The sequence below is a fragment of the Paenibacillus radicibacter genome, assembly GCF_024721995.1.
GTDB lineage: Bacteria > Bacillota > Bacilli > Paenibacillales > NBRC-103111 > Paenibacillus_AM > Paenibacillus_AM radicibacter.
This window is the reverse complement of sequence record NZ_JANQBC010000015.1, coordinates 100,646-124,934: the sequence shown is the minus strand read 5'-3', so window position 1 is coordinate 124,934 and position 24,289 is coordinate 100,646. Positions and strand designations below refer to the sequence as shown.

Sequence of the window (24,289 nt, the reverse complement as noted above, 5' to 3'; positions counted from 1 at the left end):
TAAGATATAAATTCTATGGTCTTTATAGGTATTGCCTATGGCGCTTTTCATTAGTTCTTCACGAGTTTATGCAAAATCAAGATTTGGCGCGCATTGCACACAAGCAACACAAACATCATGAAAAATGTGCTGTAAAAGTCCTCTGCTTTAAATACAGGCAGTGACATTAGTGCTGTACCCACGATCATAAAGAATAACGTCGGCAGCATTGCACCCTTGTTCGTCAATTTGACTTTCCAGAACGCCACTACAATAGAGAATACTAATAACACAATTGGCAGTACGAGTAAACTCACATCGTTACTACCTGATTGCTCTTTGTAGATGAAATAGTAGAACAGCGCAAGTACAGAAAGAATAATAAAGTACCATTGCATAATGTTCCACACTTTAATCCGATTTTTCAGAATACCGATCATATAATATTTCAACATCAAGAAAGCGAAGAACCCGAGAACGCTCGTCATACTAGCTGTTAGCAAACCAAGCGACACGCCCTTTAACTCTTCTGCTACTCCACCACTACCAAACAGAATGAAATTCGGAACTGTCATTCGTAGTATCCACCACAATACTAAACCCGACACTAAGCCGTATACAATCGTCGTCCACATGACATAGAGCCATTTTTTCAGCATATATAAACCCCTTCCATTTAAGAAAAGCTCGAATTCGTAGTACTAACCACGAAGCTTGACCCTGCGTTAGCGGAAGCTTTTCTTGCGATATCATATTTCATCAGCCCCGCTGATAAATTATAATATCAATATCTTAAAGAAAGAGCGCCGCAATCACCCAAGGTGAAGGGCGCTCTTTAGTTATGCATACAATTAGAAGCTAATAACTCCTCTTCCAATCAAGACCACAACAACCGCAAGTACGATAGAACCAATCAGCATTGGCATAAATGGCTGTTTTCTGTTGATGCGAACAAGCACCATCTCCATGCAACCGATCATAACGATTGCGATAATTGCTTTTACAATGTAAAGCGTTGGGAAACCATACTCAACAAGTAGACCAATACCGGAAGCAATCATGATGAGATAGAATACACGCTGAATCATTTGCGTCACTTTTTGACGACGGAAAATTACACTAGCCAAGAATAATAAGAACAAAATCGCCCAAGTATCACCATGAGCATGTGTAAAAATCTTTAACATTGTCTCTGACACGGATAATCCCCCTTGAAAAAAAACGTAATAGATGCACATCTAATCATATCAATCATGTGACTATTCAAGCAATAGTATCTGACGAAATTCATACTTCTGACATAAGATGTGCTCGATGTTACATACAAAAAGAACCAAGTCCACAATCTGACTTGATTCTTCATAAATGATCTATCTATTTACGAGGTTGAGGCGTTACCCCTGGATAAGAGTAATTCAGCGGCTCATCGAATGTTGCATAATCTAGATTTACCATTTGCAGAAGCGTACGCACGCCTGTCTTCGGATCACTAATAATAATATGATCACGCCCCGCAGCCTCTAATATACCTTTAAAAATCTTTGCATTCCACTGCGAGTTATTTTCATACGTCATGTAGAATGTGCCACATTTTCCTAAGTTCATACGTAGAATATTCTCGATATACGACTCCTCAAACTTTGGTGCTTGGTAAGTTACTCCTTGCTGGGTAATCATGTCACCGCTTGATGCATTGAAACCCTGCATGTTTTGCTGAGCATACATCACTGGCATTTGATTCATCATTGGGCGATACGGATAATTCATCATACGTTTATTTTCCTCCTTGATCTATCCAATCCAATATTACCAAACCATTAGAATACGTCCGGACAATCATCAAACGACGGAGCAAAGAAACAATGGGCTTTATAACGCCCCGTATTGTCTTGGTTATACCAAGTATCTGGACAATCTCCAGTAGGACGATAAAACCATAAAGCATTGGTCGCTGGCCATTTGCGCTCCCCATTAATTGCACGTTGTGCCCTGCGAATGTCAGCATCTCTTGCCTTTTGATAAAAATAACCTTTCTGTGGTGCTTCAAAGCCACCCGGACTTTGATAAACCATATCTCGAACGCTACGGATATCTTTAAAATCCATACAGTCTCCAAGAATACGATTTACACCCACATTACCAACCATCAACATCCCGGCATCGCCATCTTCTTCTGCTTCCGCTCGCATAAGACGGGCGAGCAATTTGACGTCTTCTGAATTCGCTTTAATGACTGCCATCCTGCCTACCTTCCCTCCTTGTGTATGGGCCGGAGCCTTGACGCTTTCCATATCCATCATATTGTGCGGATGCCTAGTTGGTGACAGTCAATTCCTTTCCCATGAAAAAAAGCCCCCTCGTCGCGCTAAAGACACAAGTATCTTCGCGTATCGAAAGGACTCTTTATTCAAACCTTAATCCGTTATTGTATTATTTAACTGCCAACATCGACTGAATCGCACGATCTAGACGGTTCATACCTTCACGAAGGCTCTCTTCATCGGAGTGCGTGTAGTTCAGACGCATCGTATTGTGCTTCGCATCTCCTGCATAGAACGGAGAACCCGGTACGAATGCAACGCCTTGCTCCACAGCTTTCGGAAGAAGATCTGTTGCACGCATCCCTTCAGGAAGCTCTACCCAGAAGAACATGCCACCCTTAGGCTCAACCCAAGTGACACCCGGCCAGTTCTTTTCTTTAAGCAAGTCCGCCATAATGCGCATACGTGATTCATAGTGCGCACGAATCGTACGAATATGTCCATTCAGATCAAAGTGCTCCATCAGCTGATACAATGTTTGTTGATCGAGTGTAGAAGAATGTAAGTCAGCTGCTTGCTTCATCCGCGTCATGTTGCGAATAAGATCAGCGTCACCTACAACCCAACCTGTGCGTAGTGCAGGAGCAACAGTCTTGGAGAACGTACTTGTGTATACCACGCAAGAACCTTCTGCCTTGCCGCTAAGTGCGAAGATCGATGGATACGTCTCTGTATCTCCGAATTTAATCTCACCATACGGATCATCTTCTAGAATAAGTACATTCGCTTCTTGGCAAATATTCAGCACGCTTTGACGGCGCTCTAAGCTCCACACTTTACCAGTTGGATTCGAGAATGTCGGAATCACATAAGCAAGTTTCGGATTGTGCTCCTTAATCTTCGCTTTCAGATCATCAGGATCAAGTCCATCCTGATCTCCACGAACGGATACGATCTTCGCTCCACGGGACTGGAATACTTGAATCGCCGCTAAATATGTAGGCTCTTCAACAAGAATAACATCACCTGGATCAATATAAATGCGTGTTAACAGATCAATAGCCTGTTGGGAACCTGTGGTAATAAGCATTTCATCAATACTTACGTTGATTCCTTTTTCACCCATCCATTTGGCAATACTCTGACGAAGGGGAATATATCCTTCTGTCAGTCCGTATTGAAGCGCACCTTTTCCTTGATCCATTACGCGATTCACAGCTTCTCTCACTGCTTCAATCGGGAACAATTCTTCAGCGGGCAGACCACCTGCGAAAGAAATAATGGACTTGCCTTGTGTTAACTTGAGGATGTCACGTACTGCTGAGGATGAGAATCCATCAAGTGACTTCGAAAATTGATAGTTCATGCTTGATTCTCCTTTTTTATCCAACCTGCATTTTTGAAAAAACACCCTACTCGTAACAGCCTGAGTCGGGTGTCTCTCTTTAAATTAACGCAACATGACTGCGAGTTGTTGGATGTGTCGTTCTTTTGTCAATGAGTCGGTTAATCGCATCAATATAAGCTTTCGCACTCGCTTCGAGAATATCTGTTGATATGCCCCGACCTTGTACAGACCACTCACCTTGACGCAAAATAACATGAACTTCACCAAGTGCATCTTTACCTTGTGAGACCGAATAGATCTTATAATCTTCAAGCTCCGTCTCTTCCCCGGTCGCTTTATCAATAGATTTGTAGATCGCATCTACCGAACCGTTGCCGATTGCGGCTTCTTCAATCATACCATCTGCTGCCTGAATTCGTACAGAAGCAGTTGGCACAGATTGGTTGCCATAGGAAAGTTGCATCATCTCTAGCTTATAGACCTCAGGAGTGCCTGTCAACTTTTCCTCGAGTAACGCGCGAATATCTTCGGCAAGAACATTTTTCTTGCGATCCGCCAAGTTCTTGAATTTCGCAAATGCAATATTCAATTGCTCATCATCCAATTGATAACCCATATCGATTAGCTTCTCACGGAAAGCATGACGACCTGAGTGTTTACCGAGCACAAGCTTGCTCTCTTTTAGACCAATCGTCTCAGGTGACATGATCTCATAAGTCGTCTTCTCTTTTAGCATGCCGTCTTGATGAATTCCCGATTCATGCGCAAACGCATTCGCCCCAACAATTGCTTTATTTCCCGGAACAGGCATGCCTGTCAGCTTGCTTACAAGGCGGGAAGTACGCGCAATTTCACTAAGCACAAGGGACGATTTCGCATTGTAGAACTCAGCACGAGTCTCAAGGGCCATTGCAATCTCTTCAAGCGAAGTGTTACCTGCACGCTCTCCAATTCCGTTAATCGTACCTTCCACCTGATCAGCACCATTCATAATCGCGGCTAATGCGTTCGCCGTCGCCATCCCAAGATCGTTATGACAGTGCGTGCTCAGCTGCACCTTCTCAATGCCAGGTACGTTTTCTTTTAACGTTCGGAAAATGTTCCCGTACTCATAAGGGGTCAAGAACCCTACCGTGTCCGGAATATTGATAACAGTCGCACCTGCGCGAATCGCCATCTCTGTCACTTCGCATAAGAAGTCCAGCTCTGTACGACCTGCATCTTCAGGCGAAAACTCGATTTTGTCAAAATAACGCTTCGCATATTTGATCGCAGCTTCAGCAGATTCAAGCACTTGCTGTTTACTCATCCGAAGCTTATGCTCCCGGTGAATCGGAGACGTTGCTAGAAACAAGTGAATGCAAGGGTCCTGCGCCGCAATAAGTGCCTCGCGTACCGCGTCAATGTCAGTCTCTCTCGAACGAGCCAGCCCAACAACAGTTGCATTCTTAATTGCCTTAGCCACAGATGCTACTCCTTCTAGATCACCAGGGGATGCCGCAGGAAATCCCGCTTCCATCCGATCAATGCCAAGTTTCTCTAGCTGCAAGGCAATCTCAACTTTCTCTCTCATGTTGAGATTAACGCCCGGGGATTGCTCCCCGTCGCGTAAAGTCGTATCGAAGAAGTATATTTTTCTCATCTTACTTCTTGATCCAGTGCATCATCTCGCGAAGCTCAGCGCCAACTTTCTCAAGTGGGTGTTCTGCTTCTTTACGACGAGTCGCCGTGAAGAATGCACCATTTGATTTCTCAACGATATAGTTACGTGCGAATACGCCGCGTTGAATTTCATCTAATACTTTCTTCATTTCTACTTTTGTTTGATCCGTGATGATGCGAGGTCCTGTTACATAGTCACCATACTCAGCTGTGTCGGAGATGGAGTAACGCATACGGGACAAGCCACCTTCATACATCAAGTCAACGATTAATTTAAGCTCGTGCAAACACTCGAAGTAAGCAACTTCTGGTTGGTATCCAGCTTCGATAAGTGTCTCGAAACCAGCTTTTACTAATGCACTTGCGCCACCGCAAAGTACAGCTTGCTCACCGAATAGATCCGTTTCTGTCTCTTCACGGAATGTAGTCTCGATAACGCCAGCACGCGTGGAGCCGATACCTTTTGCATAAGCAAGACCGATCTCGAACGCTTGTCCAGTTGCATTTTGCTCAACTGCGATTAACGCTGGAACCCCGAATCCTTCTACATACGTACGACGTACAAGGTGACCTGGGGACTTCGGCGCGATCATGAACACGTCTAGATCAGCAGTCGGTACGATTTGACCGAAGTTGATGTTAAAGCCGTGGGAGAACATGATTGCTGCACCCTTCTTGATGTTCGGCTCAATGGAATCTTTATATACTTTCGCTTGTGTCTCGTCTGGCATCAAGATTTGAATCACATCTGCACGACTTGCTGCTTCAGCCACTTCGAATACTTCGAATCCGTCATTTTGAGCCGTTGTCCATGATTTACCTGGACGAAGACCGATAATCACGTTCAATCCGCTGTCGCGAAGGTTTTGCGCTTGGGAATGACCTTGGGAACCGTAACCGATAATTGCAATTGTTTTACCTTTCAATACGCTTAAATCTGCATCTTTTTCGTAGTACATTTTTGCTGCCATGTTATAAATCCTCCTTAGTATATGAAAAATATTATAAATACCGAATATAACCCTTAAGCGGGCGTCTCAACGACCGACTTCTCTGGCGTATTCAAGTGACTTGGCTGTCGCTCAAACGCCCGCTTAAGGCCAAAACCTTTAAATTATCTGAAAATTAAAATTACTTTATGTGCATTTACTTATCGAACAGCTCCACGAATCATTGCCGTTGCACCTGTTCTTGATAATTCCTTAATTCCGTATGGACGAAGCAGTTCAATCATAGCATCGATCTTCTCGGAATCTCCCACCACTTGAACGATTAAGGAGCTTGGTCCGATATCAACGATGGATGCGCGGAACGTCTCGACGATCCCGATAATCTCTGGACGTGCTTGCGGATCAGCACTTACTTTAATCAATCCAAGCTCGCGTGCCACCATCGGACTTGCGCTAAGATCGATTACTTTGATCACGTCGATCAATTTATATAGCTGTTTGGAGATTTGTTCGAGTGTCTTGTCATCGCCTTCGGTTACAATCACCATGCGAGATAATCCAATCTCTTCTGATTCCCCAACTGTAATACTCTCAATGTTAAATCCTCTACGGCCGAATAGTCCCGATACACGCTGCAGAACCCCTGGCTGATTGTTTACAAGAATAGATATCGTATATTTGCGAATGATCATATCGAGTCCCCCATAATCATGTCACTTAGTGTAGTTCCTGCTGTCACCATAGGGTAAACATTCTCATGTTTGCGAACGACGAATTCCACAACGACTGGTCCTGGCGTATTGAGTGCTTCTTCCCAAGCATCGCGTGCCTGTTCTTTATTCGTTGCACGTAAACCTTTTACACCATATGCTTCAGCCAGTTTAACGAAATCTGGTGATCCTGCTAGATCAATATGACTGTAACGTGCATCATAGATGATTTCTTGCCATTGACGCACCATTCCGAGCACTTGATTGTTAATAATGACGATTTTCACTGGAATGTTATTAATCGCACAGATCGCAAGTTCTTGCGCACACATCTGCATGCCACCGTCACCATTAATCGATACAACCGTCTTATCTGGATTACCGAGCTGTGCACCAATCGCAGATGGGAAACCAAAGCCCATTGTGCCTAGACCGCCAGATGATACGAACGAACGCGGATGTTTAAATTTATAATATTGGGCAGCCCACATTTGATGTTGACCCACATCCGTTGTAATGATCGCTTCACCATTTGTTGTATCATTAATCAATTCCACTACGAACTGCGGTTTAAGTTCATCTTCTGAATCGATGTAACGAAGTGGGAAGTTCTTCGCATTGTCTTGTACCGTGCGAATCCAATCTTCACATGGTGCTTTGGTTGCTTTTGTATTCGCATATTCGAGAACAGCGAGTACATCACCAACAACCGGAATGTCTGTCTTAATGTTCTTGCCGATCTCGGCTGGATCAACGTCAATATGAGCAACTTTCTTCGCATTCGGTGCGAATCCGTCTAAGCTCATCGTTACGCGATCATCGAAGCGTGCTCCGATTGAGATCAGGAGATCTGCATTTTGAATCGCTGTGTTCGCCGCATATGTGCCATGCATACCTGGCATTCCTAGCCATAAGTCATGACCACTTGGGAATCCACTAAGTCCAAGTAATGTCGTCGTTACTGGGATGCGTGTTTTGTTGACGAACTCAAGCAATTGCTCTGCCGCGTTCGCATATACAACCCCGCCACCTGCGATAATAAGCGGCTGCTCCGCTTCTTCGATTGCTTTAAGCAGCTTATCAACTTGAAGCTTATTCGGATTGAATGTCGGGTGATATCCGCGGATATTCACTTCTTCCGTCACGGGTGCGAAGATCGTCTTGTGCGCCGATACATCCTTCGGAATATCGATTAGCACGGGGCCTTTACGTCCTGTGTTTGCAATGTGGAATGCTTCATGAATCGTGCGAGCTAAGTCATTCACATCACGCACTAAGTAGCTGTGCTTCGTAATCGGCATCGTAATGCCAGTGATATCTGCTTCTTGGAAAGCATCCGTACCAATCGCGGTTGTCGCGACGTTGCCTGTAATTACAACGAGTGGAACGGAATCCATGTATGCTGTCGCAATGCCTGTGACGAGGTTAGTCGCCCCCGGGCCGGAAGTGGCAATACATACACCCACTTTACCAGTCGATCTTGCGTAACCATCTGCTGCGTGAATCGCGCCTTGTTCATGGCGTGTAAGCAAATGGTTGAAATCTGAGAACCCATGCATCGCATCGTAGATGTATAGAACCGCACCACCCGGATAACCGAAGACGCATTCCACACCCTCTAGCAGCAAAGAGCGGAGTAAAATTTCAGAACCTGTAATTAATTCTGGTTGTTTTAATTTTTCAATCAATTCTTCTTTTGACTTCTTAAGCGTTGTCTCAACGTTCATGTGAATCCTCCTCTCAAAAAATGGCTAAAAATATAAAAAGCCCTTCAATCCCGCGACGCATGTAAAGCGTGCAACGGGACGAAAGGCTTGATTGCTTTTCGTGGTACCACCCAAATTTGTCATATTCTTCACAGATTATGACCTCAGCAGGTTTAGATCCTCTAAACCGACGCACGGTAACGTGTGCGAATCCGATTTTTCCTAGTAGGATCGCATTATCTGCAATCTTTTCAGAAAAATGGCTCCGAGGTGAGCTCGTAACTAAGGGATTAAGGCAATGGTTTCAGCAAGTCCATCGCTCTCTGCGCATAAGTGCCCTTAAAACTTCGTCCTCTTCATAGCCGATAACAATTTCTTGTAAGTTAGAAGTTATTATAGACTCTCTTATTCAGACTAGTCAAGCACATTTATGAGAATTTTTAAATGAATGACGCAATTCATTTAAAGAAAGCGATTTCATCTATTCATCCTTTTCGACAAGTTCAAACTTTACTAAAGCCTCATATATCCCGTCATGATCGCAAGAAGCGGTAATATAATTTGCATGCTTTTGCACGTGGGTTGATGCATTGCCCATCGCAACGCCAACTCCTACAGCACCAAGCATCTCAATGTCATTATCCCCGTCACCGAATGCAAAAGTATTCTCCAACTTGAATCCACCGCGCTCCAAAATGTAAGCAATACCTGATGCTTTCGAACAACCTTTGGGCAAAATATCTGCACCACCCTCGTGAACAGGCACAAAATTAAATTGCGGAAATTTTTCTACATAACCAGACAATTGATCTTGCTCACAAATAATTGTAACCTGATGTACATCTGTATGTTTATAAAAATCACGATCAGCGATTGGATATTCCATCTTGTAGTAGCCAAACACCTCTTCAAATAGCAGGTGACCCTCTCTACTTGAGCGTATATCAACTTCATTCACATATGCGAGTGCATCACCATTACACTCCACTAATTGTGCAAGCTCATGTATATGCTGTGCATTCATCGGGTTGTTGTATATGATTTCACCTTCAAAAACAACATATTGCCCGTTCATCGACACAAAAGTGTTGATATTCAGTTCTTCACAGAGCCAATCGAATAAGTGTGGCGTCCGACCTGTCGCAATCGCAGTATAAACACCCTTGTCTTGTAATTGCTTAATCGCCTTACGCGTAGAGTCGAGTACCTCCTTGTTCTGATTCAGTAGAGTACCGTCTATATCAAAAAATACAATTGTGCTTTTCATTTGCGTTGCCCCCAATTATGCTTATTATAGCCGGCTGATCGTTACGCCCAATTTACGGTTGCGCCGATCAAACCGACCACTTACAAATCAAGCTTAATGTGTGAAAAGCATTTCATGTCAAGGAGATCTTTTTATGGCTAATATTAAACAAATTGCACAAATAGCCGGCGTTTCGATTACGACCGTTTCTCGTGTACTTAATAATCACCCTTATGTAAAGCCAGATAAGCGGGAAGCTGTACTTCAAGCAATTCGGCAATTGAACTATACACCTAATCAGAACGCCGTGCAGCTTGTCAAAGGACACACCTCCATGATCGGTGTTGTTGTCCCATTCGTGAATCACCATTACTTCGGTTCCATGATCGAAGGCATTGCGCAGCAAGCATTAGAATACAACTATCAACTCGTCTTGTGTCAAACCCAATACGAACAAGAAGAAGAACGTAAAGTGCTTGAGATGCTAAGACGCAAACAGATTGATGGCGTCATTATCTGCTCCAAGGTACTAGAATGGGAGTTGATTGAATCCTATCTCCCTTATGGACCTATTATTACCTGTGAAAATGCGGAAGGCCGCTCGATCTCTTCTGTTTACGTGGATCACTACAATGGATTTGCGATGGGGGTCAATTATTTAATAACCAAAGGTCACCACCGTATTGGTTACACCATCGGTCGTCCAGAGAGTAATAACAGCCACAATCGTATTCGCGCTTTCCATGATCAACTTGCTACCATTGACCAAGTACCCAATCCAGACTGGATCTTTAATATGGTCTATACTTTTGAAGATGGTACTGGGGTGCTTGAACGCATCATGCAATTAAACGAGAAGCCTACAGCGATCCTTGTCGCCGGCGATATAGGCGCAGCTGGCATTATAAGTAGTGCCAAGAAGCATGGAGTACGCGTTCCTGAAGACCTCGCAGTTATTGGTTTTGATGATCAACCTATCTCACGTGCTATGGATATTACAACAATCAAGCTCCCGACTTTCGAAGTTGGTAGGCTTGCCTGTGAAACAGTATACAAGCAGCTAATCGGAGAATGTGAACAGCCCCATCATCAAGAGCTGCCTATTCATTTCATTCCGCGCTCAACCGTATAAAAAAACGATATCAAGAAACAAAAAAACACCTTATGGCATATAACCATAAGGTGTTTTGACAATGCTAATTAAGCATTAATTTTTGTTTTTGCAGCAGATGCAAGATCAGCGAATGCTTTAGCATCGTTAACAGCTAGATCAGCAAGGATCTTACGGTTAACTTCGATACCAGCAAGCTTAAGACCGAACATCAATTTGGAGTAGGACAAACCGTTAATACGAGCAGCCGCATTAATACGAGTGATCCATAATTTGCGGAAATCACGCTTCTTAGCGCGACGATCGCGGTATGCGTACACAAGGGATTTGAATACTTGCTCCTGTGCAGTTTTAAATAGACGGTGTTTGGAACCGAAATAACCTTTAGCGAGTTTTAATACTTTTTTATGACGACGACGGTTTGTAAAGCCGCCCTTGACTCTAGCCATAGTAAATACCTCCTGGATATGATGAATGTTGAACTATAAAGTCCATTCACATAATTATTTTAAGTTGTTAAGACCTTGCTTCAAGCGACTTACGTCACCAGTAGCCATCAAAGTGCTCTTGCCTAGTACACGCTTTTGACGTCCGGATTTAGCGGACAACAAGTGGTTCTTGTTTGCTTTATGTCTTTTTACTTTACCTGTTCCAGTTACTTTGAAACGGTCTTTCAAAGAACTATGAGTTTTCATTTTTGGCATGGGAATATCCTCCTCGAATAAAAATTTAAGTCGTCGCTTTTGGTGTTAAAATCATAATCATGGAGCGACCCTCAAGCTTAGGAGCGCGCTCAATCGAGGAAATTTCAGCTGTTTCAGTTGCTAGGCGATCAAGCACCTTTTTACCGATTGAAGCATGAGCAATCTCACGACCACGGAAACGAACAGAAGCTTTCACTTTGTCGCCGTCTTTTAAGAATTTAACCGCATTACGCAGCTTAGTTTGGAAATCATGCTCATCAATTGTCGCACTTAGGCGGATTTCTTTGATGTCCACCACTTTTTGATTCTTGCGAGCTTCTTTCTCTTTCTTCTGCTGCTCATAGCGGAACTTGCCATAGTCCATAATGCGACATACAGGCGGTTTCGCTGTTGGAGCTACATTAACCAAATCAAGGTTAGCGTCAATTGCCATCTGAAGTGCTTCACGTGTAAGTGTAATACCTAATTGCTCACCATCGGAACCAATCAAACGTACTTCTTTCACGCGAATCTCATCATTAATCATATGGTCCTTGCTAATAGCCTTCCACCTCCATAGGTAAATCAATAAACCGGTTTACAAATATAAAAGGGATGTGTGCAACATCGGCCCACATCCCATTGATCACATTGCTTTAGCAAAGGAAAAATCATCATAAACCAGCCAACAATGAGTCGGACAGGTGAGAAGCGGGCGCCTCTTCTTTTTCATAGTGTTAAACAACACTTGAACTAATATATCATAACGTACGAATCAATGCAAGTACTTTTATTAGAACATGCTCCAATTAAATTTAGCTGATAATGTTTCAAGCAGATGTACACCTGCTACGCTGTTGCCCTTGCTATTAAGCGCAGGACCTACAACCGCTATACCGTAGCGACCAGGAAGCAAAGTCAGTATACCACCGGACACCCCACTCTTAGCTGGTAGCCCGACACCAATCGCAAACTCACCAGACGCATTATACATCCCGCAAGTAATCATGAACGTCTTGGCAATCTGCACATAACGGCGAGGAATAATATTCTCGCCTGTTACCGGATCCGTTCCATCACAAGCAAGCAGCAGCGCCATACGGGCTATATCCTTACAAGTTACTTCAATCGAGCAATGACGGAAGTACACATCAAGTACTTCTTCTACATCGACCTCATCTGTCAACACGCCATTATCTTTGAGAAAATAAGCGAGTGAGCGATTACGATGTGCAGATGCTGATTCAGAAGCGTATACGTCCATATCCACATGAATCGCATGATTATGTGAGATTTTACGGAAAAATTGCAAGATCCGATCCGCTTTCTCCTGTGGACTATTTCCAGCGATAAGTGACGAAATGACGATTGCCCCTGCGTTAATCAGTGGATTGAATGGAATACCTGGTTCAACCAGCTCTAATTTTAGCATCGAATTAAAGTCATCACCTGTCGGCTCTTTGCCCACCTTAGCGAACACAGCCTCTTCCCCGTTGTCCATAAGTGCTAGAATAAGCGTAAACACTTTCGAAATACTTTGCAGTGTAAACGGAAGATCGACATCCCCCGCTGTCACGCAGCCGTTACTCCGATCTATGATGCAGATACCGAGTGCTTCTTTCGGTTTCTTCGATAACTCTGGAATGTAAGACGCCACCTCTCCGCTTACAGCCGTTGCACGACACATGTGCAATGCCTCCGGTAGAAATGCGTTAATTGCTTGTAAATCTTCCAACTTCACATCTTCCTTTCTTTATAAAACCAAAAAACAGGCGATCCTGTCATCCATAGTGACGGACTCGCCTGTTTAAGTAAACTATTATTTTTATCCAACTTGTTGTTTCGTCATGTTTGATTTTTTCGATTGCATCTCTTCTAGACGGATCACGCGAGTATGCTCGGTGTGACTCCATTGTTTGTTGTTCTGTGTGAAGAATGCATAGAAAGTAATCGGCCACCATGAAACCAAGAAAATCGGATATAGAATCAAGTGTTTCCAAATGCGTAACGGCGCTTTTTCCAGCCACAATGAGATCGGGAACTGCGCATATGTTAGAACCATTAATCCATTAAACAATAATGGAACCGATAAGAAGATGGATGGCAAGTAGTTCGGACCTGGAATTGCAAGGTCAACCCACAATGCGACTGTTACGATGGAACCTAAGAACAAGTTGTATACGTTAACCGCATAAAGTGCAGCATCGATTTTCGTTAAGCTACGTTCTCTAATTCCCTGCCACAATAGTGGGAAGAAATATTTGCGAGCTACGGAGAAATGACCTTGCATCCAGCGTAAGCGTTGCTTCCAAGAAGCTTTAAACGTTAGCGGCTTTTCATCAAATACTTTAGCATCGTAGTTAAACGTTGGGTATACGTTACGTTGTACGCAGCGCATTGTAAACTCCAAGTCTTCTACAAGGGAAGTTGCACCCCAGCCCATTTCTTTAAGAAGAGCGGAGTCGAAACACATTCCTGTTCCACCAAGGAAGTTCGCCATGCCCAAACGGACACGCGGCATTTGCCATAGACGGTTACAGTACCAGTACGTAATTGCGGAAGCTGCTGTAATCCAAGAATCGTTCGGGTTCTTCGTATCTAGGTAAGCTTGAATAACTTTGGAACCGTTACACAAGTCGTTATTCATGTGCGTCAAGTAATCTGGGCTAGCCAAGTTATCCGCATCGAAAATGACAACTGCATCGTATTGACGTGGACGCTTCCACAATTCTTTAAGCATCCACTCTACTGCATAACCTTTACCGCGCTGCGCCTTATTGTGACGCTCACAAGCGTATACGCCCTTCTCACGAGCGATATCCGCTGTACGGTCTGTACAGTTATCAGCAATTACGAATACGTCAAACAGTTCTTTTGGATATTTCATTTCTTTTAAATTGTCCAGTAAAGCACCAACGACTTGCTCTTCATTATGAGCGCAAACCAAGACAGCGAATGACTTTTGAGGTGCGTGTTCTTGCTTCTTCTTTGGTAAACGATAGCCGAAAAACGCAAGCACCAGTTGATATGCACCATATACTGCGAAAAACACTTGCGCTGCTAACAACAGCCCATTCAGCATGATTAATCCCCCTTTTTCTCCTACAAAGCTTCTCTCTATATCTCTTTGTATGTAGACACCTTTTGGAATGAAAATGTTACAGTTAAAGATAACCGTTAATGATTTTCCTATCTTTAGCCGTAAATGTCAAAACGATTTAAGCGTGTTTTTAAGCTTAAAGACCCCAATTAGCTCAAAATTTGCAATTCGAAACCTCAAACGCTTCGATTCCAATGCATTTAATTGCATTATCACCATTTTTCATGTTTTGTACTACACTATATTACGTTTTTGTTACAGAAATGTTTCAAACAACTTACATCATTATAATGCACGGAATTGCGAGAAACAACTCTCAAAAGCAGGAAACATGCATTTATGTAATTAAATGGGTATTTATGCCCAAATCCATTTACAATCCTCCCCGAATAAAAGCCTTTTCAAACTTGCATAAATAACTTAAAATTAAATTGAATATTATGACATTAGTAACAATTAAAGGCTTGTCGTACCGCCATTTCATGTTGCAAACTGGAGATAAAAGGGTTATGTTTAAAAATAAACATTCTACAGTACGAGGTAAGGTGAACATGCGATTGCGTAAAAAAAGGATTCTGCTGTTATCCGAAGGATTCGGTGCCGGACATACCCAAGCAGCCCATGCACTTGCGGTTTCCTTGCGGCAGTTATATCCCGAATTCCAAACCCGGGTGCTCGAACTTGGTACTTTTTTACACCCAACGCTTGCTCCATTCATATTTAATGCCTATCGAAAAACAGTCTCTTCCCAGCCTAAGTTGTATGGGAAACTTTATCGATTCCAATATAAAAAATCGCTTAACCCATTAACGCAACTTGCACTGCACCAGCTATTTTATCGGCAAACATCAGAAGTTATTAAACACTTGAAGCCCGATATCATTGTGTGCACGCATCCGTTTCCCAATGTCGTCGTCTCCCGATTGAAACGATCCGGGTTATCGATTCCACTGGTAACGGTTGTGACGGATTATGATTTGCATGGAACTTGGGTTGATTCTGAGGTCAATAAATATCTCATTCCAACCAATGAAGTGAAGACGAAACTGCTTAGACGCGGCGTTCCTGAACGTAAAATTGAAGTTACGGGGATTCCAGTCCACCCATCATTTTGGCAAAGACATGACCGAAGCAGTATTCGCGATCATTTCAAACTCAAGGCAATGCCAACTGTGCTTGTGATGGGCGGCGGATGGGGACTTGTTGGAGAACATTCTTTTTTTGATGATATGGTAAAATGGCGTGAACAAATTCAGTTCGTATTCTGTCTCGGCAGTAATGAAAAGGCACTGCAGAAAATGTCGGAAAACCCTGGTTTTCAACATGACAATATCCGCCTGATGGGCTTTACAAAAGAAATAGACAAGTTGATGGAAATTTCTCATCTACTGATTACGAAACCAGGCGGTATTACCTGCACAGAAGGCTTAGCCAAAGGGATTCCAATGTTGTTCTACAAACCGATTCCTGGGCAAGAAGAAGATAACTTGCAGTATTTTACCGAGAATGGGTATGGGGAACAGATCACATCGTGTACGACGATTAATAACAGATTCCAACTATTAATTAGCGAGTATCAAGATGTAGGCAAATATGATGTGGAGCGTCCGAAGATACCTACAGATATGTCTCATCCCTATCCGCCAGAGGGTTATTCCAAAGCGATTGCGGAGTTATTGATGTAGGTATGTAAATATGGAGTAAACAAAAAGCAGTCCATTTGGGCTGCTTTTGTTGTGTGTGGAGTGATAAATTAACTCTCTCTGTTTTCTAAATTGTGAAGGTGCTGCGCAAGCGCCTCTTTACCAATCATCACTTCCATACGGTGAATATTTACGCCTTGCTCAATGAACTTGGATTCATATTCTGTAAGTACGTGATCAGGATGAATACCGTCAACGTGCAGATCAAGTGCGATATTACGCATACGAAGACCCAAATCCGAGAATGAATTCAAGGAGAACTCGAACAAGCTGCGGGAGTCGGTCTTGAAGTGAATTTCACCTTTGTCGTTCAAGATTTTCGCATAGTTGTTTACGAAATTCTCATGCGTCAGTCTACGACGAGCATGCTTCTTCTTCGGCCAAGGATCGCTGAAGTTCAAGAAGATGCGCTGGATTTCATTATCTTCAAATACGTCTGTAATGCTTTCGATGTTAAATAGAACAAGACGAATGTTCGACAAATCGCAATTCCCGTCTTCTGTTGTATGAGCTGCGCGAGCTTTGTCGCTGGATTTGCGAATCAATTCATCATACATGTCGATTCCAATAAAGTTCACATCTGGATTCAGACGGCTCATCTCGCTGACGAAGCGACCTTTACCCATGCCAAGCTCCACATAGATTGGATTGCTATTACCAAACACTTCGTGCCATTTCCCTTTATATTGTGCTGGATCTAGAATAACTAGATCATCCTGGGCTTCGATATTCTCACGAATCCCTTTTCTACCTCTAAGTCGCATTGCTGTTCCTCCCATAAATCCACAAGCCGCGGATACTGTATAAACCTGTTCAAAATGATAGTCCATAATGCGAAAAAAATCAAAGCCCCTCAACTTTTAGTTAAGGGGCTGCTGACTCTTATTAACGGTGATGCTCTTTGCGTCTACTTCCAAGTCCCGACAACCCAAGCAATCCAAGTAAACCTAACCATCCCCAGCTAAAGCCACCGGATTTTGTAGCAGGTGTCGTAACGTTGTTCACTTTTGTTGTGTTCGGATTAGTTGTGGAATAGGGGCGAATTCCGTTAGTACCATAACCATGCGTTCCATACCCAGTACCTGTACCATTTACACCACCTTGATACGGATAAACAGTGTTTGGCTCATTCATTGGGTAAGTGGAATTGATTCGACCGTCATTCGTGGTTCCACGAACGTCGTTCGTAATGGTGTTGCTCATGTTTTTAGCACCATTCTTCACGCCATTCGACATATTCCGAACGCCGTTCGTTACCCCATTAGTAATTGTTCCTGGTGCCGCGGATGGAACCGGTGTTACAGCAACTGCAGATTCTTTCGTCATTGTAGTTGCTGCGTCTGCAACCCCACCAAGGCTTAGTGCAGCTGTGATCATGATTGCGGCGGTCGTGATGCGAAGCTTTTTCATCAACAAGTAATCCCCTTTCGCTGATCAAATATATGCACACTTATGTTGTCCTTCCTGGCGAAGAAGTAACACGGGAATTACAGTATGAACTGGAAACTAACTGTTCCTAGTCAAGTGAGTCGCATTTGACGTGTTTTTGGGCTACAATAATGGTTATCTGCTTAAAAGGAGTAATGTTATTCATGGAAGTAACAGATTCGAAATCAACTCCCTTGTTATGGGGAGATAAACGTTTTCATACATGGAATTATGAAATGCGCGAAGAGTTTGGACTCAAAATATTCAAAGTCATGCTGGACGCAGGATTCACTTGTCCAAACCGAGATGGCTCCATTGCCAAGGGCGGTTGTACGTTCTGTTCAGCTCGTGGTTCAGGTGACTTCGCGGGATCGCGCCGTGATGACCTCGTAACGCAATTCAACACCATTCGTGACTTGCAGCATCAGAAATGGCCGGAAGCGAAATATATCGGCTATTTCCAAGCGTATACGAATACGTATGCGCCAGTTGAAGAGCTTCGCGAGTATTTCGAAGAAATTTTGAAACAACCAGGTGTAGTCGGATTGTCGATTGCAACACGCCCCGATTGTCTGCCTGATGATGTAGTCGAATATTTGGCTGACTTAAATAAGCGCACGTACTTGTGGGTGGAGATGGGACTTCAGACGATTCATGAAGAAACATCCACACTTATTAACCGTGCTCACGATACCCAGTGTTACTTGGATGCTGTAGCGAAGCTTCGTAAACACGATATTCGCATATGTTCACACATCATTTACGGGTTGCCTGGCGAGACGCACGAGATGATGCTTGAAACAGGTCGTGCAGTTGCGAAAATGGATGTACAGGGCATTAAGATCCATCTCTTGCACCTCATGCGCAAAACACCGATGGTGAAGCAGTACGAGGCAGGACTACTTCGCTTCTTAGAAAAAGAAGAGTATGTAAAGCTCATTGTCGATACACTTGAAATCTTACCGCCAGAGATGGTTGTACACCGTCTTACTGGAGATGCACCGCGCGATCTGTTGATCGGGCCGATGTGGAGCCTAAAGAAGTGGGAAGTGCTGAACGCATTTGATAAAGAGTTACTTGAACGCAATACATGGCAAGGAAAGTATTGGCAGGGGTAGTCCGTTATCGTGACGTGGAAAAGAAAAGGAGGTGACCGCCATGGGATTCTTGTCGGTCCTAAGCATGGCGCACGCGCTGATCGAAGATCGCGTGCGTAAGGGTGAGACGGTAATCGATGCGACCGTCGGTAACGGCGTGGACACGCTGCGCCTAGCGCGTGTCGTAGGCTCCCAAGGCCGGGTCTTGGGCCTTGATATCCAACAGGCGGCGCTGGTGACAGCGCGCCGCCGCATAGATGCCGAGCCCCAAGACGGCTTGGGCTCGGTGACGCTTACGCTCCGTGGGCACGAGGAGATGGAGGCGGTTCTGCCGCCTCCACTCCATGGCACCGTCGGAGCGGTGATGTTCAACCTCGGCTATCTGCCAGGAGCCGAGGGGGAGCTGGTCGTGACGCACGCGGACACGACCTTGGTTGCCTTGGGCGCAGCGCTTCGCGTGCTGCGTCCGGGTGGGCTTGTGACCGTGGTGCTATACCCCGGTCACGAAGGCGGCGACGTCGAAGCGAATGCCGTCGAGACATGGGCTGCGGCATTGCCGCAGGTGCAGTACCAAGTCATGATGTATAAATTCATGAATCGGAAGACATCTGCACCGTATTTGATCGCGATTGATAAGCGAGAAAGTAAACAAACAAGTTAATCATTTCATCATTGATTTTTATCAAATAAGCTTCTATTGGAAGCAAAAAGCCCCAACTCACGAATCACTTCGTCAGTTGGGGCTTCATTTGTATATAGGCATTAAACGCTATCTCGCATTTACAGATATCGCTGCCATTGGCATCGTAAAGATGCTCGGCTTACCTCTGCCATCTGTATGGAAGAAGGAAATAAGCAAATGTTCTTGACCTGCAGCATGAGATTGCTCGATCTCTTCGCTCCACTTGTCTTGCGCCAATAATGCTGCCAGATCAAACGGTACCTTCTCGATCATCACATGTTTATGCAGATCTTTCTCACTGGTTGGGAGCTGTGCGAACTCGCTGCCAACTGCCTCTGGATGCTCGGCCAAGTAACGAATAATCTCAGACTGATGAGACTTGTCCATTGTGAAGTCCCACCAAATTTTACGAGGTTTGTACTTGTGGTTCAGGAAATAATCTAGCTTCATCAAGCCCTCGATCTTGTCCATCCCCTTCGTTCCCCGCTCCACTAAGAAGCCATGCAGACGAATAAACAAATCTTCAAGTTGATGCCCGATCTTCTGCCAACCACGCGTCTCCCAGTAATCGCCGAACTGCTGGAAGAAATCAAACGGCGACGTAAATTCGTCATTCATCAAGTATTTCAGCGTGTGATCCATGCGATGCGCATTCCAGTATTTTTCCAGTACATCCTCTACTCGCTTAATGCGAATCAGATCCGTATATGGCAAAATATCGTTGCCCAGAATTTCATATGGGGCATGGTCCATATAGATGTAGCCGTATTTCTCCGCATCTGCACGAAGACCCGTACCACGTAACATTTTTAAGAAACCAAGCTGAAGTTCTTCTGGTCCTAGTGCAAATACATCATTAAACGTCTTACGGAAGGACTCATAATTCTCCTCAGGAAGCCCTGCGATCAAATCCAAATGCTGATCAATCTTGCCGCTTTCCTTCACCATCGTCACTGTACGTGTTAACTTCGCGAAGTTCTGACGGCGCTTCACAAGCGCGTTCGTATCATCATTGGTTGACTGCACGCCAATCTCGAATCGGAAGACGCCAGGAGGCGCATTCGTCGCCAAGTAATCGAGCACTTCTGGACGCATGATGTCAGCCGTAATCTCAAATTGGAATACGCATCCGCGGTGATTCTCGATTAGAAACTCGAACATCTCCATCGCATATTCACGCTTAATGTTAAATGTACGGTCAACGAACTTAATGAGCTTCGCACCCGAATCAATCAGATATAAGATATCGGCTTTCGTCCGCTCAATATCGAAGTAGCGTACCCCAACCTCAATCGAAGACAAACAGAACTGACAAGAGAACGGACAGCCACGGCTCGTCTCAAAATATACGACACGATTGGGCAGAGCAGGAATGTCCTCTTCAAACCGATATGGCGACGGAATATCATTCAGATCTAGCTTCGGTCTGCCCGGAGTTAGAATGACCTCATCTTGCTTGCGGTAGGCAAGCCCGTATACGAAGTGATATTTTTGTGTAGTCGAGATTTCTTGCAACAGATGATGTAGTGTTTCTTCACCTTCACCAAAAACGATAAAATCCACTTCAGGGATGCGATTCATCCAAAACTCCGTGTCGTACGACACTTCAGGACCGCCAAGAACGATCTTAAGCTCCGGCATAATTTTCTTGATCGTCTGAATGACTTTAATCGTTTCTTCAATGTTCCAAATGTAACACGAAAAACCCAGTACCGTTGGCTGCTTCTGATACAGCTCTGACACGATATGCATCACTGGGTCCTTAATTGTATATTCCGCGATTTCCACATCAAAATCTTTTTCACAGAACGCCTTTAAACAGCGCAGTGCTAAAGAGGTATGGATATACTTTGCATTTAATGTACTTACTACGACTTTCATATGTATGTGTCCCCGTTCCTATAGAAAATAGCGCTTAGCCAGTGATATTATTCTACACAGAAACGGCTGGCTTTACAAAAATAAGATTCATTGTTCGGAAATTACAATATATCATCGTCATCCATATGTGGTGCAACATACAACGGTTCGAACGTTTGCGACTCACGTAATTGCGTGAACCAGCGGTCTGCAAGTAGCTGCAGTTCGGTCTCTAGTGTCGCGATCCGCTCCTGAATATCCAGCTGTGGGACTTGCTGATTGCGCAGCACGTTCTGAAGGCTTTGCCTCTCTTCGATCTGCTGCATGAGTTGATAAAGAATCATAGGGGATGTGGGCTCCTTTACAAAGAAATTGAAGTATGTGTAAAAAGAAGTACCACTACAAAACAAATTACACTTCCGGTCGCTGTCTCAATCGTGAATTCTGAATTGAATTAATGGTATTTTCACGATTTCAAAGGCGAACACTTCGTTCCTCCAGTGCAATTTGTTTTTCCGTTTTCTTTTTACACATACTCCTGTTAATCCTTGCTAGTAGTATCCCCTATTTACCCTTTATCTACTCCCATTTAAATGTAAAAGAAGCCACAATAAACGCAACGACCATCCAGATTCCGAGCGTCAGAGCTTCGGACCACACCATCGAGAAGTTCGCGCCTACGTTCATGACCTGGCGCAAGCCTGTTGATAGATGTGAGATTGGAATGGCTTTGACAATCGGCTGTAAGAATTCCGGCATCGACTTGATCGGGAAGAATACGCCGCCTAAGAACATAAGTGGGAATGAGATGAAGCCGGCGATTGGCCCTGCGCTCTCTGGTGTTTTGGCAACGCCGGCGATAATGAAGCCGATCGACATGAATGCGAGTGTGCCTAGTACGATAAATAGAATGAGCAGCCACCATGAACCATTAATCTGTGCACCGAATGCGAGTGATCCGATCAAGATTAAGATAATCGCCTGCAAGGCGTTCAAGATCAGACGAGCTGTAATCTGTGCTCCAATGAAAGTTGATGCGCGAAGTGTTGTGCTCTGCATACGTCTTAGAACGCCGCGCTCACGCCATGAGGAGATTTGACCTGCTACCCCATTCAAGTTATTACTCATGATCATCATGGCGACAATGCCGGGAACGAGGAAGTCCATGTATTTGAGATTAAGTCCTTGCACCCCTTCTGTCTGAATGGAGATGACCGGGACAAAATGCGCCAGCGACTTCGATATCCCATCAATCACACCATTTACCGCCATAATTCCTGCTTGAGCATTGGTGTTGGTTTCATCATACAGCACTTGAAGCTTAGCCCCTTCGGGAGCTGTGGCAGTTGAACCTGATGGTTGTTTCGTAACTGCATCCATGGTCTTCTCATATCCTTGTGGGATGACGATGACGAGCTGCATATCCCCATTCTTCAAATCACCCGTTGCAAGTTCTTTATCTTCATAGGTCGTGATGTCGAGTACACCACTCTTCTTCAAACTCTCCACTAACTGCTGAGAAGCTGGAGTGCGGTCAGCGTCCATAATAGCTGTATCGACCGATAATCCCTTCCCGGTATTCATCAATGCACCGAATATGACCATAAAAAATACCGGAAACAACAAAGTGAAAAACAGCGCCTGTTTATTTCGGATAAACAACTTTAACTGCGCAATCGTCAGTTGGATATAGGCTTTCATTCTTCTCTCAAGCTCCTTCCGGTCATATGAATGAACACGTCTTCAAGTGTGGAAGTACGTGTCTGCAAGTCGGTAAAGGTCAGTTTCTCTTCTGTCGTAAGTGCAATAAAGCTTAGAAGAGTCGCCTGAAGGTCACTCGTATAAAGTACATAGGTGTCTTTACGCAGATCAATCTGCTTCACACCATCAATCGACTGGAATTTATCATAAAATTCTTGTTGCACATGATCCAATTTAAGATCCATATCTGGCAGACGAAATTCAATCGCATTATCGGATTGGAGCGAGCGCACCAGATTCTCTGGTGTATCCAGCGCAACAATTTTCCCCTGATCCATTAAGCAAATGCGGTCACACAGCACATGGGCTTCGTCCATGTAGTGAGTGGATAACACAATTGTCTTCCCTTGTTCCTTCAGCCGTAGCACAATATCCCAAAGCGTCCTTCTTGCCTGCGGATCAAGACCTGTCGTCGGTTCATCAAGGAACAAGACTAACGGATCATTAACAAGTGCAATGGCAATTGCCAGACGCTGCTTCTGGCCGCCAGAGAGATGCTTGACGCGATCATTTCTTTTTTCCTGCAGAATCATATCTGTCAGCAGTGGCTCTGTTGGAACAGGATTCGGGTAGAAGCTCGCATACATCTGAATAATCTCGTACACTTTCAGCAGCTCAAAGAGCGAAGTTGATTGCAATTGAACACCGATTACTTCCTTTACCTTCTTAAGTGCTACTTGTGTATCGAATCCTCCAACAACGGCATGACCCCCATCGGGTTTACGTAAGCCTTCGATCATCTCCATTGTCGTCGTTTTGCCAGCTCCGTTGGGCCCGAGTAATCCGAACACTTCACCTTTACTCACTTCAAAGCTGACACCGTTTACAGCTATAAAGCTGCCATACTTCTTCACTAAACCTTTGGCTTCAATCACGATGTCGTTTCGATCTGTCGTCACATGCTCGCGCCCCTCTCTCCACATATTTAGGTAACATTTTCCAGTATATCACAACAACGTGAACGGCAGATGAACGACATCTCTTTTTGCAGAAACTTTATTT

The 24,289-nt window shown here is 44.2% G+C and carries 25 protein-coding genes; 4 read left to right on the top strand and 21 right to left on the bottom strand.

Annotated features, from left to right (window positions below; all coding sequences use genetic code 11):
* Window positions 1–50: 50 nt before the first annotated feature.
* From NV379_RS23735 to NV379_RS23690, 10 genes are all read right to left on the bottom strand, one after another.
* Complete coding sequence (locus tag NV379_RS23735; RefSeq protein WP_258209819.1) at window positions 51–638, bottom strand: KinB-signaling pathway activation protein; 588 nt, start codon at window positions 636–638, stop codon at window positions 51–53.
* 192 nt (window positions 639–830) lie between these two features.
* Window positions 831–1,178, bottom strand: a complete 348-nt coding sequence (locus NV379_RS23730; RefSeq protein ID WP_258209818.1) for a YisL family protein — start codon at window positions 1,176–1,178, stop codon at window positions 831–833.
* A 175-nt stretch (window positions 1,179–1,353) separates the two neighbouring features.
* Window positions 1,354–1,749 (bottom strand): spore coat protein GerQ, encoded by a 396-nt coding sequence (gene gerQ, locus NV379_RS23725; RefSeq protein ID WP_258209817.1) that lies wholly within the window; start codon window positions 1,747–1,749, stop codon window positions 1,354–1,356.
* Window positions 1,750–1,796: 47 nt separating this feature from the next.
* Window positions 1,797–2,219: a cell wall hydrolase gene (locus NV379_RS23720; RefSeq protein ID WP_258209816.1), complete on the bottom strand. Its 423-nt coding sequence runs from the start codon at window positions 2,217–2,219 to the stop codon at window positions 1,797–1,799.
* A gap of 190 nt (window positions 2,220–2,409) precedes the next feature.
* Complete coding sequence (locus NV379_RS23715; RefSeq protein ID WP_258209815.1) at window positions 2,410–3,606, bottom strand: aminotransferase-like domain-containing protein; 1,197 nt, start codon at window positions 3,604–3,606, stop codon at window positions 2,410–2,412.
* A 79-nt stretch (window positions 3,607–3,685) separates the two neighbouring features.
* On the bottom strand, window positions 3,686–5,230 hold the full coding sequence (locus NV379_RS23710; protein ID WP_258209814.1) for a 2-isopropylmalate synthase: 1,545 nt from the start codon (window positions 5,228–5,230) through the stop codon (window positions 3,686–3,688).
* 1 nt (window position 5,231) lies between these two features.
* Entirely contained in the window at window positions 5,232–6,230 is a 999-nt protein-coding gene (ilvC, locus tag NV379_RS23705) for a ketol-acid reductoisomerase (protein ID WP_506737381.1), read from the bottom strand.
* Between the two features lie 170 nt (window positions 6,231–6,400).
* Entirely contained in the window at window positions 6,401–6,892 is a 492-nt protein-coding gene (ilvN, locus tag NV379_RS23700) for an acetolactate synthase small subunit (protein ID WP_373426159.1), read from the bottom strand.
* Entirely contained in the window at window positions 6,889–8,637 is a 1,749-nt protein-coding gene (gene ilvB / locus NV379_RS23695; RefSeq protein WP_258209812.1) for a biosynthetic-type acetolactate synthase large subunit, read from the bottom strand. The genes ilvN and ilvB overlap by 4 nt, the downstream gene beginning before the upstream one ends.
* A 460-nt stretch (window positions 8,638–9,097) precedes the next feature.
* Window positions 9,098–9,883 carry a Cof-type HAD-IIB family hydrolase gene (locus NV379_RS23690; protein ID WP_258209811.1) on the bottom strand — a complete coding sequence of 262 codons (786 nt, stop codon included), beginning with the start codon at window positions 9,881–9,883 and terminating at the stop codon, window positions 9,098–9,100.
* A gap of 133 nt (window positions 9,884–10,016) precedes the next feature.
* Between NV379_RS23690 and NV379_RS23685 the strand changes: the two genes are divergently transcribed.
* On the top strand, window positions 10,017–10,994 hold the full coding sequence (locus tag NV379_RS23685) for a LacI family DNA-binding transcriptional regulator (RefSeq protein ID WP_258209810.1): 978 nt from the start codon (window positions 10,017–10,019) through the stop codon (window positions 10,992–10,994).
* 68 nt (window positions 10,995–11,062) lie between these two features.
* On the opposite strand, the gene rplT is transcribed toward NV379_RS23685, so the two are convergent.
* From rplT to NV379_RS23660, 5 genes are all read right to left on the bottom strand, one after another.
* Complete coding sequence (rplT, locus tag NV379_RS23680; RefSeq protein WP_258209809.1) at window positions 11,063–11,422, bottom strand: 50S ribosomal protein L20; 360 nt, start codon at window positions 11,420–11,422, stop codon at window positions 11,063–11,065.
* A 54-nt stretch (window positions 11,423–11,476) separates the two neighbouring features.
* Window positions 11,477–11,677 (bottom strand): 50S ribosomal protein L35, encoded by a 201-nt coding sequence (gene rpmI / locus NV379_RS23675; protein ID WP_258209808.1) that lies wholly within the window; start codon window positions 11,675–11,677, stop codon window positions 11,477–11,479.
* A gap of 25 nt (window positions 11,678–11,702) precedes the next feature.
* Complete coding sequence (gene infC / locus NV379_RS23670; RefSeq protein ID WP_258209807.1) at window positions 11,703–12,203, bottom strand: translation initiation factor IF-3; 501 nt, start codon at window positions 12,201–12,203, stop codon at window positions 11,703–11,705.
* Window positions 12,204–12,449: 246 nt separating this feature from the next.
* On the bottom strand, window positions 12,450–13,397 hold the full coding sequence (glsA, locus tag NV379_RS23665) for a glutaminase A (RefSeq protein ID WP_373426158.1): 948 nt from the start codon (window positions 13,395–13,397) through the stop codon (window positions 12,450–12,452).
* Between the two features lie 84 nt (window positions 13,398–13,481).
* Window positions 13,482–14,738 (bottom strand): glycosyltransferase family 2 protein, encoded by a 1,257-nt coding sequence (locus NV379_RS23660; protein WP_258209806.1) that lies wholly within the window; start codon window positions 14,736–14,738, stop codon window positions 13,482–13,484.
* Between the two features lie 575 nt (window positions 14,739–15,313).
* Between NV379_RS23660 and NV379_RS23655 the strand changes: the two genes are divergently transcribed.
* Complete coding sequence (locus tag NV379_RS23655) at window positions 15,314–16,441, top strand: MGDG synthase family glycosyltransferase (RefSeq protein WP_444850926.1); 1,128 nt, start codon at window positions 15,314–15,316, stop codon at window positions 16,439–16,441.
* Window positions 16,442–16,509: 68 nt separating this feature from the next.
* Here NV379_RS23655 and trmB read toward each other — a convergent pair whose 3' ends face one another.
* Complete coding sequence (gene trmB / locus NV379_RS23650; RefSeq protein WP_258209833.1) at window positions 16,510–17,223, bottom strand: tRNA (guanosine(46)-N7)-methyltransferase TrmB; 714 nt, start codon at window positions 17,221–17,223, stop codon at window positions 16,510–16,512.
* 121 nt (window positions 17,224–17,344) lie between these two features.
* Window positions 17,345–17,869, bottom strand: a complete 525-nt coding sequence (locus NV379_RS23645) for a hypothetical protein (RefSeq protein WP_258209805.1) — start codon at window positions 17,867–17,869, stop codon at window positions 17,345–17,347.
* Between the two features lie 182 nt (window positions 17,870–18,051).
* On the opposite strand from NV379_RS23645, the gene mnmL reads away from it, so the two are divergent.
* A complete protein-coding gene (gene mnmL, locus NV379_RS23640; RefSeq protein ID WP_258209804.1) occupies window positions 18,052–19,005 on the top strand; it encodes a tRNA modification radical SAM protein MnmL/YtqA in 954 nt (317 codons plus the stop codon).
* 40 nt (window positions 19,006–19,045) lie between these two features.
* Window positions 19,046–19,645 (top strand): tRNA 5-(aminomethyl)-2-thiouridylate-methyltransferase MnmM, encoded by a 600-nt coding sequence (mnmM, locus tag NV379_RS23635; RefSeq protein ID WP_258209803.1) that lies wholly within the window; start codon window positions 19,046–19,048, stop codon window positions 19,643–19,645.
* A gap of 108 nt (window positions 19,646–19,753) precedes the next feature.
* Here the strand turns inward: mnmM and NV379_RS23630 are convergent, their stop codons facing one another.
* From NV379_RS23630 to NV379_RS23615, 4 genes are all read right to left on the bottom strand, one after another.
* The gene (locus tag NV379_RS23630) at window positions 19,754–21,547 is read right to left on the bottom strand and encodes a B12-binding domain-containing radical SAM protein (protein ID WP_258209802.1); all 1,794 of its coding nucleotides are present in this window, start codon (window positions 21,545–21,547) and stop codon (window positions 19,754–19,756) included.
* Window positions 21,548–21,648: 101 nt separating this feature from the next.
* On the bottom strand, window positions 21,649–21,870 hold the full coding sequence (locus tag NV379_RS23625; RefSeq protein WP_258209801.1) for a hypothetical protein: 222 nt from the start codon (window positions 21,868–21,870) through the stop codon (window positions 21,649–21,651).
* Between the two features lie 235 nt (window positions 21,871–22,105).
* The gene (locus NV379_RS23620) at window positions 22,106–23,227 is read right to left on the bottom strand and encodes an ABC transporter permease (RefSeq protein WP_258209800.1); all 1,122 of its coding nucleotides are present in this window, start codon (window positions 23,225–23,227) and stop codon (window positions 22,106–22,108) included.
* A complete protein-coding gene (locus NV379_RS23615; RefSeq protein WP_373426157.1) occupies window positions 23,224–24,186 on the bottom strand; it encodes an ABC transporter ATP-binding protein in 963 nt (320 codons plus the stop codon). Before NV379_RS23615 ends, NV379_RS23620 begins: the two co-directional genes overlap by 4 nt.
* Window positions 24,187–24,289: the final 103 nt, after the last annotated feature.